The following is a 14,598-nucleotide window of genomic DNA, read 5'->3' on the forward strand; positions in this document are numbered from 1 at the left end:
GGGCGACCATCCACGTTCGACAAAAGGCATATTCTACCAGCGCGCTCCGCTCGCCCCGGCGTGCCGTGCTGAACGAATCGGCACAACGGCGGGCTTTTGGGCTTTCGCCCAGCGGCATGGCGGGTTAGCCTTGAACCAATCGAGTGATGGATCGTTCAGGGCATGGAAAACACGCACAGGCGCGTCGGAGTCATTGGCGGCGTACGCATCCCGTTCTGTCGCAACAACACGGCCTACGCCGACGTGGGCAACTTCGGCATGTCGGTGAAGGTGCTCGGTTCCCTGGTCGAGCGCTTCGGTCTGCACGGCGTGGAACTGGGCGAAGTGGCGCTGGGCGCGGTGATCAAGCACGCCTCCGACTGGAACCTGGCGCGTGAAGCCTTGCTCAGTTCCGGGCTGGCGCCAACCACGCCGGGCATCACCACCGCGCGTGCCTGCGGCACCTCGCTCGACAACGCCATCATCATCGCCAACAAGATTGCCGCCGGCCAGATCGAGGCCGGCATTGCCGCCGGCTCGGACACCACCAGCGACGTACCGATCGTGTACGGTCGCCGGCTGCGCAAGCGGCTGCTGGCGATGAACCGGGCCAGGACACCGATGGACAAGCTGAAGGCCGCGCTGCGCGGGTTCTCCTTCAGCGAACTGAAACCCTCCTTCCCCGGCGTGGCCGAGCCGCGCACCGGCAAGTCGATGGGCGATCACTGCGAGCAGATGGCCAGGCAATGGCAGGTCAGCCGCGAGGCGCAGGATCAACTCGCGCTGGAAAGCCACCACAAGCTGGCCGCTGCCTACGATGCCGGCTTCTTCGAGGACTTGCTGGTCCCTTTCCGGGGGCTCAGGCGTGACGGCTTCCTGCGTCCGGACAGCAGCATGGAAAAGCTTGCCTCGCTGAAGCCGGCGTTCGACAAGCGTTCCGGCCACGGCACCCTCACCGCCGGCAACTCCACCGGGCTGTCCGACGGCGCCGCCGCGGTATTGCTGGGCACCGATGCGTGGGCAGCGCAGCACCATCTGAAAGTGCAGGCCTACCTGCGCGACGCGGAAGTGGCCGCGGTGGACTTCGTGCATGGCGAGGGCCTGCTGATGGCACCAACCATCGCGGTACCGCGCATGCTGGCGCGCAACGGCCTGAGCCTCCAGGATTTCGACTTCTACGAAATCCACGAGGCATTTGCGGCGCAGGTGTTGTGCACCTTGCGCGCGTGGGAATCGGCCGACTACTGCAAGAACCGGCTCGGCCTGGACGCACCGCTGGGCGCGATCGACCCGGCCCGACTCAACGTGCACGGCTCCAGCCTCGCCGTGGGTCATCCGTTCGCCGCCACCGGTGCGCGCCTGCTCGCCACATTGGCGAAGCTGCTGGAACAGAAAGGCTCCGGCCGCGGCCTGATCTCGATCTGTACCGCCGGCGGCATGGGCGTCACCGCCATCCTCGAGCGTCCGTAGCACACGCTCATGCTCCGATTGCGCACCACCACGGCGCTGAGCATGCTGGGCTTGCTGATCGGCATCGCCGGCACCGGCTGGCTCAGCAGCCTGACCGATCAGTGGCAGCAGCCATCCGCGCGGATGGCCATGGTGGGCCGCACGCATGACGGGTCGCGGACGCCGTCGAAGATACGTCGCTCACACGCTCCGGTGAGGGTGGTGCTGCAGCCGCGCCATGTCCGGCATCATGACATTCCGGGTGAGCGGACAGGGCAGGCCGCGGTGTCCAGCCGGCCCATCACGCTGCAGCCGCTGGCCACCCCCGACGACCACAGCCAGAGTTGGGCACGGCTGCGCGGCCATCTGGACGGTCGGGTGATCGTGTGGCTGCGCATCGACGGCCTCGGCCAGGTGGTGAGCGCCAGCGTGGCGACAACCAGCGGCGACCCGATCCTCGACCAGCATGCGCTGCGCAACGTGCGTGGCTGGCGCTTCGCCGTGCCACCGGGTCATCCCGACGGGATCAGCGGCGAGCTGCCGATGCTGTTCTCGTCGCAGGCGCGCGGCCTGGGCATGCTCTGAGACGGGTTTTGCCGCTTTCGCGCGGCCCGTTGCGCCGGCCGCCGTGACGACTTTCCTATATATCTGAACTTGTCGGTATGCTATTGTCCCGGCCCGGCTCCCCCATGTTCAGGCCACTCTCTTGACCAGCGACCTGTCCCGCCCCTCGTCGATCTTCCGCCAGCACAGGTTGCGCAGCGTCGCGCTGCTGGCCGCCGTGACCCTGGCGGGTTGTGCCGTCGGTCCCGATTACCATCGCCCGGATGCGCCGGCGGTGGACCGTTTCACCGACCAGCCCCTGCCCGCCACCACCGCGGCCGCGCAGACCGCCGATGGCGACGCGCAGCGGTTCCTGCAGGGTCGCGAGGTGCCGGCGCGCTGGTGGACCACGTTCGACAACGCCGAACTGACCCGCCGCGTGAGTACCGCGCTGCGCCACAGCCCGTCGATCGCCTCGGCGCAAGCCGCGCTGCGTCAGGCGCGGGAGAATGCGAGCGCGGCCGGTGCAGTCAGCTTTCCGTCGATTGATGCAAGCGCCGGCGTCACCCGCCAGAAGCAGTCCGGCGCCGCGTTCGGCGGTGCCTTCACCTTTCCACCGCTGACCGTGTACAACGCCTCGGTCAGCGTCAACTACGGCATCGATTTGTTCGGTGGCACCCGGCGCGGGATCGAGGCCCAGGCGGCGCTGGCCGAGGTGCAGCGCGCGCAGACCGATGCGACCTACCTGACCCTGGCCGCCAATGTGGTCACGGCCTCGTTGCGCGAAGCCTCGCTGCGCGAACAGTTGCAAGCCACCGGGGAGATCGCGGACAGCCAGCGCAAGAGCCTGCAGATCGCCGAACAGCAGCAGCAGATCGGTGCGAAGTCGCTGTCCGATACGCTGGCGGTGCGCGCCCAGCTGGCCACCACCGAGGCAACCTTGCCACCCCTGCGCGCGCAGCTCGCCGCCACGCGCAATCAACTGGCCACCTATCTCGGCACCACGCCGGCGCAGCTGGAACTGTCACCGCTGCGGCTGGAGGCGATCACGCTGCCCAGGGACATTCCGGTGAGCCTGCCGTCGACCCTGGTTGCGCAGCGCCCGGATATCCGCGCTGCCTCCGCGCAGCTGCACGCGGCGACCGCCCAGGTCGGCGTGGCCACGGCGGCGATGCTGCCGCAGATTTCGCTGACCGGCAGCGGCGGTTCGCAGGCGCTGCATGCCGGCGAGCTGTTTTCCGCCGGCACCCGCTCGTGGTCGCTGGGACTGGGCCTGATCCAGCCGCTGTTTCATGGGGGTGAGCTGCGACACAGGAAGCGTGCCGCCCAGGCCGGCCTGGACAAGGCCTTGGCCGACTGGCAGCAAACCGTACTGGTCGCCTTCCAGAACGTCGCCGACACGCTGCAGGCGCTGCAATACGACGCGCAAGGTCTGGCCGCCCAGGTTACCGCCGAGGACGCCGCCTCGAAGCAGCTCGCGCTGACCCGGCAGCAATACCAGATGGGCGCCACCGGCTATCTAAACCTGCTCAATGCCGAGCGCAGCTACCAGCAGACGCGCATCGCCCTGATCCAGGCACGCACCGCCCGGCTGGCCGACACCGCGGCGCTGTACGCCGCCCTCGGTGGCGGCTGGCAGGACGCCGCCGAAGAACACGTCAAGCAAACACCCTAGTTCCGTTCCGCATGCGCAGGGGATGTCCCCTGCCATGCGCGCTCAGGGACGAGCCGCACCGACCCAACTCATCGCCAACACCACAGGAGCCCGCGCATGTCCACGCGCGTCGACAACAAACCCGGCAAGATCAGGCCCAGCACCACCAAACGCATGCTCTGGATGATCGGCGGCGTGTTGCTGCTGATCGCCGTGATCGTCGGCATCAAGGTGCTGCTGGTGATGCGCATGATCCACAGCATGCCCAAGCCGACACCGTTCACCGTGAGCACCACCATCGCGCGCGAACAACCGTGGCAGCCCGCACTTGACACGGTCGGCACGCTGCGCGCCGCCAACGGTGCGGACCTGGCCATGGACGCCACCGGTCTGGTCACCGCGGTGAAACTGCATTCCGGCCAGGACGTGAAGCAGGGCCAGCTGCTGCTGCAGCTGCGCGATGACGACGCCACCGCCCAATTGCATCAATTCCAGGCGGCCGCGCAGTTGTCGCAGCTGACCTTCGAGCGCGCACGCAAGCAGCTGGCGGCGCAGGCCATCAGCCAGGCCGACTACGATGCCGCCGCCGCCGATCTCAAGGCTAAGAAAGCCGCCGTGGCGCAGCAGCAGGTGGTGGTGGACAAGAAGCAGTTGCGCGCTCCGTTCGCCGGGCGCGCCGGCATCATCACCACCAGTCCGGGCGACTACGTCAGTGCCGGTGCGACGCTGGTGACGCTGCAGCAGCTCGATCCGCTGTTCGTCGACTTCCACGTGCCGCAGAGCGAACTGGGTCGACTGAAGGTGGGCCAGCCAGTGGAACTCACGCTCGACGCGTATCCCGACCGCCCGTTCACCGGCAAGCTCAGCGCGATCAGTCCCAAGGTCGATATCAACACTCGCAACGTGCAGGTCGAGGCTCGCGTGCCGAACCATGACAAGACGCTGAGTCCGGGCATGTTCGCCAAGCTCGAGGTCGACGTGGGCAGCAAGCAGCACCGGTTGACCCTGCCGCAGGCGGCGATCGTCTACAACCCGTACGGCGACACGGTGTACGTGGTGCATCCCTCCAAGGGCAAGGACGACCAGGGCCATGCATTGCCGCCCACGGTGCAGCAGACCTTCGTCACCGTGGGCGAGACCCGCGGTGACCAGGTGGCGATCCTCAAGGGCATCAAACCGGGCACCGAAGTGGTGACCAGTGGTCAGGTGAAGCTGAAGAACGACGCGCAGATCAAGGTCGACAACAGCGTGCAACCTGCCGACAGCGCTCACCCGACGCCGCAGGAACACTGAGCCGCCACGATGAAATTCACTGACCTGTTCATCAACAAGCCGGTGCTGGCGATCGTCGTCAGCCTGCTGATCCTGGTGCTCGGCCTGAAGGCCGTCACCAGCCTCACCGTGCGCCAGTATCCCAAGACGGAAAACGCCACCGTCACCGTCACCACCGCCTATTACGGTGCCGACGCACAGACCATGGCCGGCTTCATCACCCAGCCGCTGGAGCAGGCGATCTCGCAGGCGCAGGGCATCGACTACCTGTCCTCCAGCAGCGTGTCGGGCGTCTCCACCATCACCGCCACGCTGCGCCTGAACTACGACGCCAACCGCGCGCTGACCGAGATCACCACCCAGGTCAATTCGGTGAGGAACCAGTTGCCGCCGCAGGCGCAGCAGCCGGTGCTGAACGTGCAGACCGGCGAGACGATCGACGCGATGTACCTCGGCTTCTACAGCGACGTGCTGCCGACCAACAACATCACCGACTACCTGGCACGCGTGGTCAAGCCCAAGCTCGATGCGATCGAAGGCGTGCAGACCGCCGAACTGCTCGGCGCCCGCCAGTTCGCGCTGCGGGCATGGCTGGATCCGGCCAAGATGGCGGCGCATGGCGTCACCGCCAGCGACGTGAATGCCGCGCTGGCGGCCAACAACTACCTGGCCGCCGTCGGCTCGACCAAGGGCCAGGCGGTGACGGTGGATCTGACCACCGACAGCAACCTGCACACGGTCGACGAGTTCAAGCAGCTGGCGGTCAAGCAGGACCACGGCGCGATCGTGCGACTCAAGGACGTCGCCACCGTCACGCTGGGCTCGGAGAACTACGACTTCAACGTTGCCTTCAGCGGCAAACGCTCGGTCTTTGTCGGTATCAAGGTGGCGCCCGACGCCAACGTGCTGGACGTGGCCAAGCGCGTGCGCGATGCGTTCCCCGAGATCCAGCACCAGTTGCCGCACGGGCTGACCGGGAAGATCGTCTACGATGGCACCGACTTCGTGAACAGCTCGATCAACGAGGTCATCAAGACCCTGGTCGAGGCGTTGCTGATCGTGACCCTGGTGATCTTCCTGTTCCTGGGCAGCCTGCGCGCGGTAATCATTCCGGTGATCGCGATGCCGCTGGCGCTGATCGGCGCCTTCTTCGTGATGCTGATGCTCGGTTACTCCATCAACCTGCTGACCTTGCTGGCCCTGGTGCTGTCGATCGGCCTGGTGGTGGATGACGCGATCATCGTGGTGGAGAACGTCGACCGCCACATGAAGGAGGAAGGCAAGACCCCGCTGCAGGCCGCATTGCTGGCAGCACGTGAGCTGGGGGGGCCAATCCTGGCCATGACCGTGGTGCTGATCGCCGTGTACGTGCCGATCGGTTTCCAGAAGGGACTCACCGGCGCGCTGTTCAGCGAGTTCGCCTTCACCCTCGCCGGCGCGGTGACGGTCTCGGCGATCGTCGCGCTGACCTTGTCGCCGATGATGACCTCGAAGTTCTTCAAGAGCGAACAGGAGAGTGGGCGTTTCGTGCAGTTCATCGACCGCCAGTTCGACCGCGTGCACCACGGCTACCAGCGCGTGCTGCACAACGTCTTGTCGACCTCGTCGGTGGTGATCGTGATGGCCGTGCTATTGCTGCTGGCCACGGTGGCGCTGGGCATCACCGCGCAGTCGGAGCTGGCGCCGGAGGAGGACCAGGGCGTGGTGGTGGGCCAGATCGTGGGTGCGCCCAACGCCACGGCGCAGCAGATGAACGTGTACGCGGAACAGATGTTCAAGCTGGCCACCGAACTGCCCGAGTACGACCAGATGTTCCAGATGACCGGCGTGCCGACCGTCAACCAGGGCATCGGTGGCGTGGTGTTCAAGCCGTGGGACCAGCGCAGTCGCAGCGCGCATGAGCTGCAGCAGGAGTTGCAGCAGAAGTGGAACGGGATCGCCGGCGCCAAGGTGGCGGCATTCCAGTTTCCGCCGCTGCCCGGTGCGCAGGGTCTGCCGATCCAGGTGGTGATCACCACCACGGAGCCGTTCGAGAATCTCAACGACGTGGCCAGCCAGGTGCTGGCAAAGGCGCAAGCCAGCGGCAAGTTCTATTTCGTAGACTCCGATCTCAAAGTCGACAAGCCGCAAGCCACGGTAAGCCTGGATCGCGACATGATCACCAGTCTGGGGCTGACCCAGCAGGACGTGGGCGCCGCACTCGGTTCGGCGCTGGGCGGCGGATACGTCAACTACTTCTCGATTTCGGGGCGTTCGTACCGGGTGATTCCGCAGGTACTGCAAACCGACCGACTCAATCCGGACCAGGTGCTCGATTACTACCTGCGCGTGCCGGATGGTTCGGTGATCCAGGCGTCCACCGTCGCCAGGATCACCCATCAGGTCGTGCCGCAGTCGCTGAACCGGTTCCAGCAACAGAACTCGGCCACGATCTCCGGTGTGTCGGGCATGTCGCAGGGCGAAGCCCTGGCCTACCTGCGCGACCTGGTGCATGAAGTGGCGCCGACCGGCTACAACGTGGATTACGCCGGGCAATCGCGCCAGTTCATCAAGGAATCCGGCGGTTTCGGCACGACACTTCTGTTCGCGGTGATCATCGTGTTCCTGGCGCTGGCGGCGCAGTTCAACAGCCTGCGCGATCCGATCGTGATCCTGGTCTCGGTGCCGCTGGCGCTGTTTGGCGCGCTGATCTTCGTGAACCTGTTCGCCAGCCTCAACATCTATACCGAGGTGGGACTGGTCACCCTGATGGGCCTGATCAGCAAGCACGGCATCCTGATCGTGCAGTTCGCCAACGACTCGCAACGCGCCGGCATGTCCAAGCGTGAAGCGATCGAACACGCCGCCGCGGTGCGCCTGCGCCCGATCCTGATGACCACCGCGGCGATGGTGCTGGGCGTGATGCCATTGGTGGTTGCCGCGGGCGCCGGCGCGGCAGGGCGCTTCAACATGGGTCTGGTGATCTCCACCGGCCTGGCCATCGGTACCGCCTTCACCCTGTTCGTGGTGCCCGCGTTCTATCTGCTGCTGGCGACCGACCACCACGCTGGCGAGCCCACCGATGACGCGGCCCTGACGGCCGCCTGACCGGCTACGCGAACGTCGGGGTGAAAGCACAAGCATGAAGGCGCGGTTGTCCGCGCCTTCATGCTTTCATGGATTCGGCCGCATGGTTCGGCGGGCACAGCCCGCCCTACTCCCGGCCCGCGCGTGTCCTCGATGGCACGACGGCAGCTTCGACAACAACCGCCTGATCGACCGCGGGGAACGCCGTCGTGAAAGCACAAAGGCGCGGTTGTCCGCGCCTTTGTGCTTTCCATGGTTTTGGCCGCAGGGTTCGGCGGGCAGAGGCCGCCCTACTTTCGGTCGGCGCGTAGGGCGGGCTGTGCCCGCCAACGGCTGCGGCGTGGCCTCAATTGCGCGATTGCAGCTTCGACAGCAGCCGCAGCAGTTCCAGATACAGCCAGACCAGGGTCACCACCAACGCGAACGCGCCGTACCATTCCATGTACTTCGGCGCGCGCGCGTGCACGCCCTGTTCGATCATGTCGAAGTCGAGGATCAGGTTGAGCGCCGCGATCACCACCACCACCACGCTGAACGCGATACCCATGCCGCTGCTGCCGTTGATGAAGCCCATCGAGTGACCGAAAAAACCCATCACCATGTTGGCCATGTACAGCAGGAACACGCCGCCGGTGGCAGCCACGATGCCGAGCTTGAATTTCTCGGTGGCGCGAATCAAGCCGCTGCGATAGGCGATCAGCATCGCCGCCATCACGCCGAAGGTGAGCCCGACCGCCTGCATCACGATGCCCGGGTAACGCATTTCGAAGATCGCCGACAGTGCACCGATGAAGACACCCTCCACCAGCGCGTACAACGGCGCGGTGACCGGCGCCCAGGTCTTCTTGAAGATGGTGATCAGGGCGAGGATCAGGCCACCGATGGCACCGCCGATCATGAGCGGGCCCATCGCCGGCAGGCTTTGCGGACCGTGGAACTGGCTCCAGCTGAACATCGCGCCGACCACGGCCAGCACCAGCAGCAGGCCGGTCTTGTTGACCGTGCCGTTGATCGTCATGACCTGATCGCCGTGCGACACCACCGCACCGCTGGCGGCGTCGAGGAAAGTGTTCTTGTTGAGAGCAGGATTACCGCTTTGCATGATGAACTCCGAAGGACAAGTCGACATCGTAGCCTGTGCCCGGCGGCGGGGACAGTCACCGCGCGCATACGCCGCGCTGCCATGGGCCGGTCAACTACGCGACAATAAGACCTTGTCGATCGTCCCGGAGTTCAAATGAGCCCTTCCACCTTGCGCATCGCCACCCGCAAGAGCGCACTGGCGCTATGGCAGGCCGAACACGTCGCAACGTTGCTGCGGGCCGCCCATCCCGGATTGAACGTCGAGCTGGTACCGCTCTCCACCCGTGGCGACGAAATCCTCGACCAGCCGCTGGCCACGATCGGCGGCAAGGGCTTGTTCCTGAAGGAGCTGGAGGTGGCGATGCTGGAAGGCCGCGCCGAGCTGGCGGTGCATTCGTTGAAGGACGTGCCGGTCGAACTGGAGCCCGGTTTCGTCCTGCCGGCGATCCTGCCGCGGGCCGACGCCGCCGATGCCTTTGTCAGCAACGATTACGCCGATCTGGCCTCGCTGCCACCAGGTGCGCGGGTGGGCACGTCATCCCTGCGTCGCCAGGCCCAGTTGCGCGCGCTGCGGCCGGACCTGCAGGTGCTCGATCTGCGTGGCAATGTCGGCACCCGTCTGGGCAAGCTCGACGCCGACCATTACGACGCGATCGTGCTGGCCTGCGCCGGACTGGAGCGGCTGGGGCTGGCCGCGCGCATTCGCGCACGCCTGGCTGCGCCGGAATGGTTGCCGGCGCCCGGACAGGCCGCGATTGCCATCGAAGCCCGCGACGGACACCCCGCCGTGCTGGCCTTGCTCGCCGCGCTCGACGACTCCGAGACGCGGCTCACGGTCAGTACCGAGCGCGCGATGAATCGCGCACTGGGCGGCAGCTGCACGGTGCCCGTCGGCGCCTGGTGCGTGCTCGGCGAACACGAACTGCACCTGCGCGGACTGGTCGGCGACGCCGCCAGCGGTCGCCTGCTGCGCGCCGAAGCGAGCGCCCCGGCGGATCGGTCCGTTGCCCTGGGCGAACAGGTTGCGGCGGCCTTGCTGCAGCAGGGAGCCGGCGCATTGCTGGGACTGTAGGGGCGCACCCGGTGCGCTCCCACAAGCCGTCGTGGGTGCCGACTGCCCGGGTCAGAAGCTGTAGACGAAGTTCGTCGTGGTCAGCGTGTCGGTCTTCTTCACGCCCGGCTGCACATCGCTGTTGTGGCGCACCTGGAAGCCCACCTTCAGGGCCAGCTTCCTGGTCATGCTCACCGCCAGACCGACGTCATTCTGCAGATAGGTGTTCTTCGAGCCCGCTTCCATCAGGAAGGTGTCCTCCAGAGCGGTATTGGCGCTGAGCTTGAACTTGTAGTTGATCAGGCCGCGCGCCACCACCTCGCCCTCGGTCGGATGACGCTGCGTGGTCGGCACGCCGCCGACCAGCACCACGTCGTCGGCCGGACGGTAGCGCTTGTAACCGGGACCGATTTCGAACGACAGCTCGTTGCGCTCGTCCTTCAACGCGATGTAGCCGTAACCCAGCGACACCGTGCCCTGCCACAGGTTGGCGCCGAACTGGTCATGCTCGTAGCGGGCCGCGCCGACGATGTAGCTGCGCGTGTCCAGCTTCAGGCCGACCGAGGCACCGGCGTCGTAGCGATTGGCGGTGGTGTTGAACTGCTCGATCGTGTTGCCGTTGCTATCGACAACCTTTTGCTCACTCTTGGAACGCAGCGCGTTGACGAAGAAGTTGTTCTTCCACTGGTCGTTCTCCTGGCTCAAACCCAGCTTGGCGTTGATGTTCTGCGAACGCGAGTTGCCGGTGGCCGAAGCGAAGCCGAATTCACCCGAACCACTCCAGCCGCCACGGTTGGTGGACGACCCGGTGTCGGCATCCTGAGCGTGGGCAGTAAAACTGGCGAGGCCGGCCAGCAGCAGGCCGGCGATCAGGGTCTTGTTCATCTGGGGACATCCATTTGTTAAAGATTGGTGATCGGCTACCTTAACGAGACGGCTTGAACTCGCAATGAATGACAGCGCCTGTCGCCATCGGGTTAGCAGCTCGACTTGCGGACGGCTCGGGGCGCCAGCATGCTACGCCGTGCCCCCTCCCAAGTCTTCATCCCGATGGATCATCGCTACGAACGAATACTCAGCCTGCATCGCCTGCTGAAGTCGGCGCACTATCCGGTGCCGCTGTCACGCCTGCTGAGCGAGCTGGAATGCTCGCGCGCCACGCTTTACCGCGACGTGGCCTTCCTGCGCGACGCGCTGGGCGCTCCGATCGAAAGCGCCGGCACCGACCAGGCGGCCTTCCGCTACGAGGCCGGCGAGGGTGACAAGTTCGAGCTGCCCGGGCTGTGGCTGACCTCGGACGAGCTCGCCTCGCTGATGGCGCTCAACGAGCTGATCAGCCGCTCCGGCCCGGGCGTGCTGGCCGGCACCCTGGCCCCGTTCAAGGCGCGCATCGAGGGTCTGCTGTCGCACCAGGGCAGCGGCAAGGCGCTGCCGCTGGAGCGCATCCGGGTGATTCCGTGGGGCGAACGCAAGCTCGACCAGCAAGTGTTCCGCATCGTCGCCGGGGCGGTGCTGGAGCGCCGCCAGCTGCGCTTCCGATACCGCGCGCGCACCACCGATGCGGACAGCCGGCGCACGGTATCCCCGCAACGGCTGACCCACTACCGCGACAACTGGTACCTCGACGTCTGGGATCACGACCGCGAGGCCCTGCGCAGTTTCGCCGTGGACCGCATCGCCGAAGCGCATACGCTGGATGCTGCCGCGCTGGATGTCGCCGATACCGAACTCAACGAACTACTCGCCTCCAGCTACGGCATCTTCGCGGGCAAGCCCAAGGCCTGGGCCACGATCCGCTTCTCCGCCCATGCGGCGCGCTGGGTCTCCGATGAACACTGGCATTCGCAGCAGAAGGGCGAGTGGCTGCCCGACGGGCGCTACGAACTGAAAGTGCCGTATTCCAACTCGAAAGAACTGCTGATGGACGTGCTCAAGTACGGTCCAGACGCCGAAGTGGTGGCACCGCTGCCGCTGCGCGAGGAGATGAAGATCTTGCTGCAGCTGGCGCTGTCAGGCTATGCCTGACAGCAAAAGATCGATATCCATCTTCGTCTCGACGTTGTCAATTCCCCCAGATGTACGAAGGCACGAGTCCGCACGGCACGTTCGCCTCCTCTCCCCCCGCTCCAATCAAATTCCGCGCTCTTTGCGTTCGCCTCCTCTCCCGCTTGCGGGAGAGGATTGAGGTGAGGGCGGGTGCTCGCGGAGGTCTGTCACCGAGCCAGGCTTTGAACTGACCACCGTGCAAGGCGTCCCCTCTCCCCCGCTCCAATCAAATTCCGCGCTCTTTGCGTTCGCCTCCTCTCCCGCTTGCGGGAGAGGAATGAGGTGAGGGCGGGTGCTCGCGGGGGCTGTCATCGAGGCAGGCTTTGAACTGACCACCCTGCAAGGCGTCCCCTCTCCCCAACCCTCTCCCCCGCTCCAATCAAATTCCGCGCTTTTTGCGTTCGCCTCCTCTCCCGCGTGCGGGAGAGGATTGAGGTGAGGGCGGGTGCTCGCGGGGGGCTGTCATCGAGGCAGGCTTTGAACTGACCACCGTGCAAGGCGGAGAGGGAGCAAACGCAAAGAGCGTTACCTCATGGGAGCGGAAGCGGATGAAACGGCCAGAACAACGGAATCAGCCACATCGACAGCGCGCAGAACATGAGGATCAGCGGGATGCCGATCTTCATGAAATCCATGAAGCGATAACCGCCGGCGTAATAGACCATGGTGTTGGTCGGATAACCGACCGGGGTGGCGAACGAGGTCGATGCGGCAAACGCGACCGCCACCATGAACGGACGCGCATCGGCGCCCACGGCGTGCGCCACGGACACGGCGATACCCATCATCAGCACCACCGACGGGTTGTGCCCCATCAGTTCGGTCATCACGGCGGTCATGAGATAGACCAGCAGCAAGGCGGCAATCGGGCCGTGGTCGCCGACCAGCTGCATGCCCGCTTGCACCACCACGTGTGACAGGCCGGTTTTCTCGATCGCGATGCCCAGCGGCAGAATAGCGCCCAGCAGGATGATGACCTTCCAGTCCACGCCGGCGTAGACATCCTTGCGCCCGAAGCAGCCGCCGAGCGCCATCGCCAGCACGCCGAGGATGGCGGCAATCGGGATGGACAACAGATGCAGGCCCGCCGTCGCCACCACGCCGACCATGGTCAGCACGGCCAGGATCGCCCGACGTGGCGTGCGCGGGCGCTCCTCGCGCTCGCTGAGCACCACCAGGTCCTCGTCGCCGCGCAACTGCGGCACGACGGCCTCGTCCACCAGCACCAGCAGCACGTCACCCACCGCGAGACTGACCTGGCTGAGCTTGTCGCGCAGGACATGCCCGCGCCGATGGATCGCCAGCACCGTGGCGTCGTAGCGCCAATGCAGCTCCGTCTCGCCGAATTGCCCGCCCTCCATCGCACTGGCGGGCGCCACCATGATCTCGGCCAGCACTCGCGGGTGATCCTTGTCCTGCGCGTAGCGTCGTTCGGGCGCGCTGCTCAGGCCGGCGCGACGCTGGAACTCCTCGATCTTGGCCCAGTCGCCACGCACCAGCAGCACGTCGCCCACGGCGATTTCCTGCGATCGCGGCGACCACATGCGACGCTCCCCGCGCAGCAGTTCCAGTGGATACACCCCGAACTTCTCGCCCAGGCTGGCCTCGGCGATGCTCTTGCCGATCAGGCTGGACTCCTCGCCCACGCGCAACTCGGCCACGTACTTGCCGATGTCGGTCTGCTGCGGCAGACCCACGTCGACCTGCTTGGGCAACATCCAGCGCCCCACCAGCATCATGTAGACAATGCCCACCACCGCCAGCGCCGCGCCCATCGGGGTGAAGTCGAACAGGCCGAACCCGGCCAGTCCATGCCCGCGCGCGATGGAATCGACCAACAGGTTGGACGAGGTGCCTATCAGCGTGGCCACGCCGCCCATCTGCGCGGCAAACGCCATCGGCATCAGCACGCGCGCCGGCGACATGCCGTTGCTCTGGCACACGCGCAGCGCCAGCGGCAGGAAGGTCGCCACCAGCGCGATGTTGGTGACGAAGGCGCTCAGCGGCGCGATCACCAGCATCATCGCCAGACTGAGCAACCACGGGTGACGTATGCGCGAGAGCAGGCGGATCAGCGGTTCCAGCGCCCCGGAGCGGTCGATGCCCATGCTCAGCACCAGCATCGCCGCGACCGCCACCGTGGCCTCGTTGCTGAAGCCGGAGAGGGCTTCGGCCGGGCTGATGATGCCCAGTACCACCAGCGCGCCCAGGGTCATCAGCGCGACCAGGTCGATCCGCACCTTCTCGCTGGCAAACAGCGCCATCGCGACCACGATCACCGCGACGGTGGCCCAGGCCTGCCAGGTCATGCGCGCACCCGCCATGCGGCACGGCCGTCGCACTGGGTCATCGGGTCTTGGGTGAAGGGCATGCGTGCTCCGGGGCTTGCCGTGGTCCAGGTCGAGTCCCATCCTAACCGGCAGCGCGCGACCTGTATCCCTCGGTGGCCGGACGG

10 protein-coding genes are annotated in these 14,598 nt (G+C 66.1%); 7 read left to right on the top strand and 3 right to left on the bottom strand.

Going from position 1 to position 14,598, the window contains the following annotated elements; all coding sequences use genetic code 11:
• The first annotated feature begins 162 nt into the window (after nucleotides 1-162).
• From AC0L58_RS15980 to AC0L58_RS16000, 5 genes are all read left to right on the top strand, one after another.
• A complete protein-coding gene (locus tag AC0L58_RS15980; protein ID WP_473685156.1) occupies nucleotides 163-1,449 on the top strand; it encodes an acetyl-CoA C-acetyltransferase in 1,287 nt (428 codons plus the stop codon).
• Between the two features lie 9 nt (nucleotides 1,450-1,458).
• Nucleotides 1,459-2,013 (top strand): energy transducer TonB family protein, encoded by a 555-nt coding sequence (locus AC0L58_RS15985; protein ID WP_473685158.1) that lies wholly within the window; start codon nucleotides 1,459-1,461, stop codon nucleotides 2,011-2,013.
• A gap of 121 nt (nucleotides 2,014-2,134) precedes the next feature.
• Nucleotides 2,135-3,646, top strand: coding sequence for an efflux transporter outer membrane subunit (locus AC0L58_RS15990; protein ID WP_473685160.1), 1,512 nt, complete (start codon nucleotides 2,135-2,137; stop codon nucleotides 3,644-3,646).
• Between the two features lie 96 nt (nucleotides 3,647-3,742).
• Nucleotides 3,743-4,918, top strand: coding sequence for an efflux RND transporter periplasmic adaptor subunit (locus AC0L58_RS15995; RefSeq protein ID WP_473685162.1), 1,176 nt, complete (start codon nucleotides 3,743-3,745; stop codon nucleotides 4,916-4,918).
• Nucleotides 4,919-4,927: 9 nt separating this feature from the next.
• A complete protein-coding gene (locus tag AC0L58_RS16000) occupies nucleotides 4,928-7,984 on the top strand; it encodes an efflux RND transporter permease subunit (RefSeq protein WP_473685164.1) in 3,057 nt (1,018 codons plus the stop codon).
• 325 nt (nucleotides 7,985-8,309) lie between these two features.
• On the opposite strand, the gene AC0L58_RS16005 is transcribed toward AC0L58_RS16000, so the two are convergent.
• A complete protein-coding gene (locus AC0L58_RS16005) occupies nucleotides 8,310-9,065 on the bottom strand; it encodes a Bax inhibitor-1/YccA family protein (protein ID WP_473685166.1) in 756 nt (251 codons plus the stop codon).
• Nucleotides 9,066-9,200: 135 nt separating this feature from the next.
• Between AC0L58_RS16005 and hemC the strand changes: the two genes are divergently transcribed.
• Entirely contained in the window at nucleotides 9,201-10,118 is a 918-nt protein-coding gene (gene hemC / locus AC0L58_RS16010) for a hydroxymethylbilane synthase (protein ID WP_473685168.1), read from the top strand.
• Nucleotides 10,119-10,169: 51 nt separating this feature from the next.
• Here the strand turns inward: hemC and AC0L58_RS16015 are convergent, their stop codons facing one another.
• Nucleotides 10,170-10,982: a DUF481 domain-containing protein gene (locus AC0L58_RS16015; protein ID WP_473685170.1), complete on the bottom strand. Its 813-nt coding sequence runs from the start codon at nucleotides 10,980-10,982 to the stop codon at nucleotides 10,170-10,172.
• 165 nt (nucleotides 10,983-11,147) lie between these two features.
• Here AC0L58_RS16015 and AC0L58_RS16020 point away from each other — a divergent pair, with 165 nt between their 5' ends.
• Nucleotides 11,148-12,122 (top strand): helix-turn-helix transcriptional regulator, encoded by a 975-nt coding sequence (locus AC0L58_RS16020; RefSeq protein ID WP_473685172.1) that lies wholly within the window; start codon nucleotides 11,148-11,150, stop codon nucleotides 12,120-12,122.
• A gap of 551 nt (nucleotides 12,123-12,673) precedes the next feature.
• Here the strand turns inward: AC0L58_RS16020 and AC0L58_RS16025 are convergent.
• Complete coding sequence (locus AC0L58_RS16025) at nucleotides 12,674-14,452, bottom strand: SLC13 family permease (RefSeq protein WP_473685174.1); 1,779 nt, start codon at nucleotides 14,450-14,452, stop codon at nucleotides 12,674-12,676.
• Nucleotides 14,453-14,598 lie beyond the last annotated feature (146 nt).

This window comes from Rhodanobacter sp. G2-10 (genome assembly GCF_055809185.1).

What these genes read in the sequence shown, in the direction of transcription:
- AC0L58_RS16000 (WP_473685164.1), top strand. Translation starts at nt 4,928, where the DNA reads ATGAAATTCACTGACCTGTTCATCAACAAGCCGGTGCTGGCGATCGTC.
- hemC (WP_473685168.1), top strand. Translation starts at nt 9,201, where the DNA reads ATGAGCCCTTCCACCTTGCGCATCGCCACCCGCAAGAGCGCACTGGCG.
- AC0L58_RS15985 (WP_473685158.1), top strand. Translation starts at nt 1,459, where the DNA reads ATGCTCCGATTGCGCACCACCACGGCGCTGAGCATGCTGGGCTTGCTG.
- AC0L58_RS16005 (WP_473685166.1), bottom strand. Translation starts at nt 9,065, where the DNA reads ATGCAAAGCGGTAATCCTGCTCTCAACAAGAACACTTTCCTCGACGCC.
- AC0L58_RS15980 (WP_473685156.1), top strand. Translation starts at nt 163, where the DNA reads ATGGAAAACACGCACAGGCGCGTCGGAGTCATTGGCGGCGTACGCATC.
- AC0L58_RS16015 (WP_473685170.1), bottom strand. Translation starts at nt 10,982, where the DNA reads ATGAACAAGACCCTGATCGCCGGCCTGCTGCTGGCCGGCCTCGCCAGT.
- AC0L58_RS15995 (WP_473685162.1), top strand. Translation starts at nt 3,743, where the DNA reads ATGTCCACGCGCGTCGACAACAAACCCGGCAAGATCAGGCCCAGCACC.
- AC0L58_RS16025 (WP_473685174.1), bottom strand. Translation starts at nt 14,452, where the DNA reads ATGACCTGGCAGGCCTGGGCCACCGTCGCGGTGATCGTGGTCGCGATG.
- AC0L58_RS16020 (WP_473685172.1), top strand. Translation starts at nt 11,148, where the DNA reads ATGGATCATCGCTACGAACGAATACTCAGCCTGCATCGCCTGCTGAAG.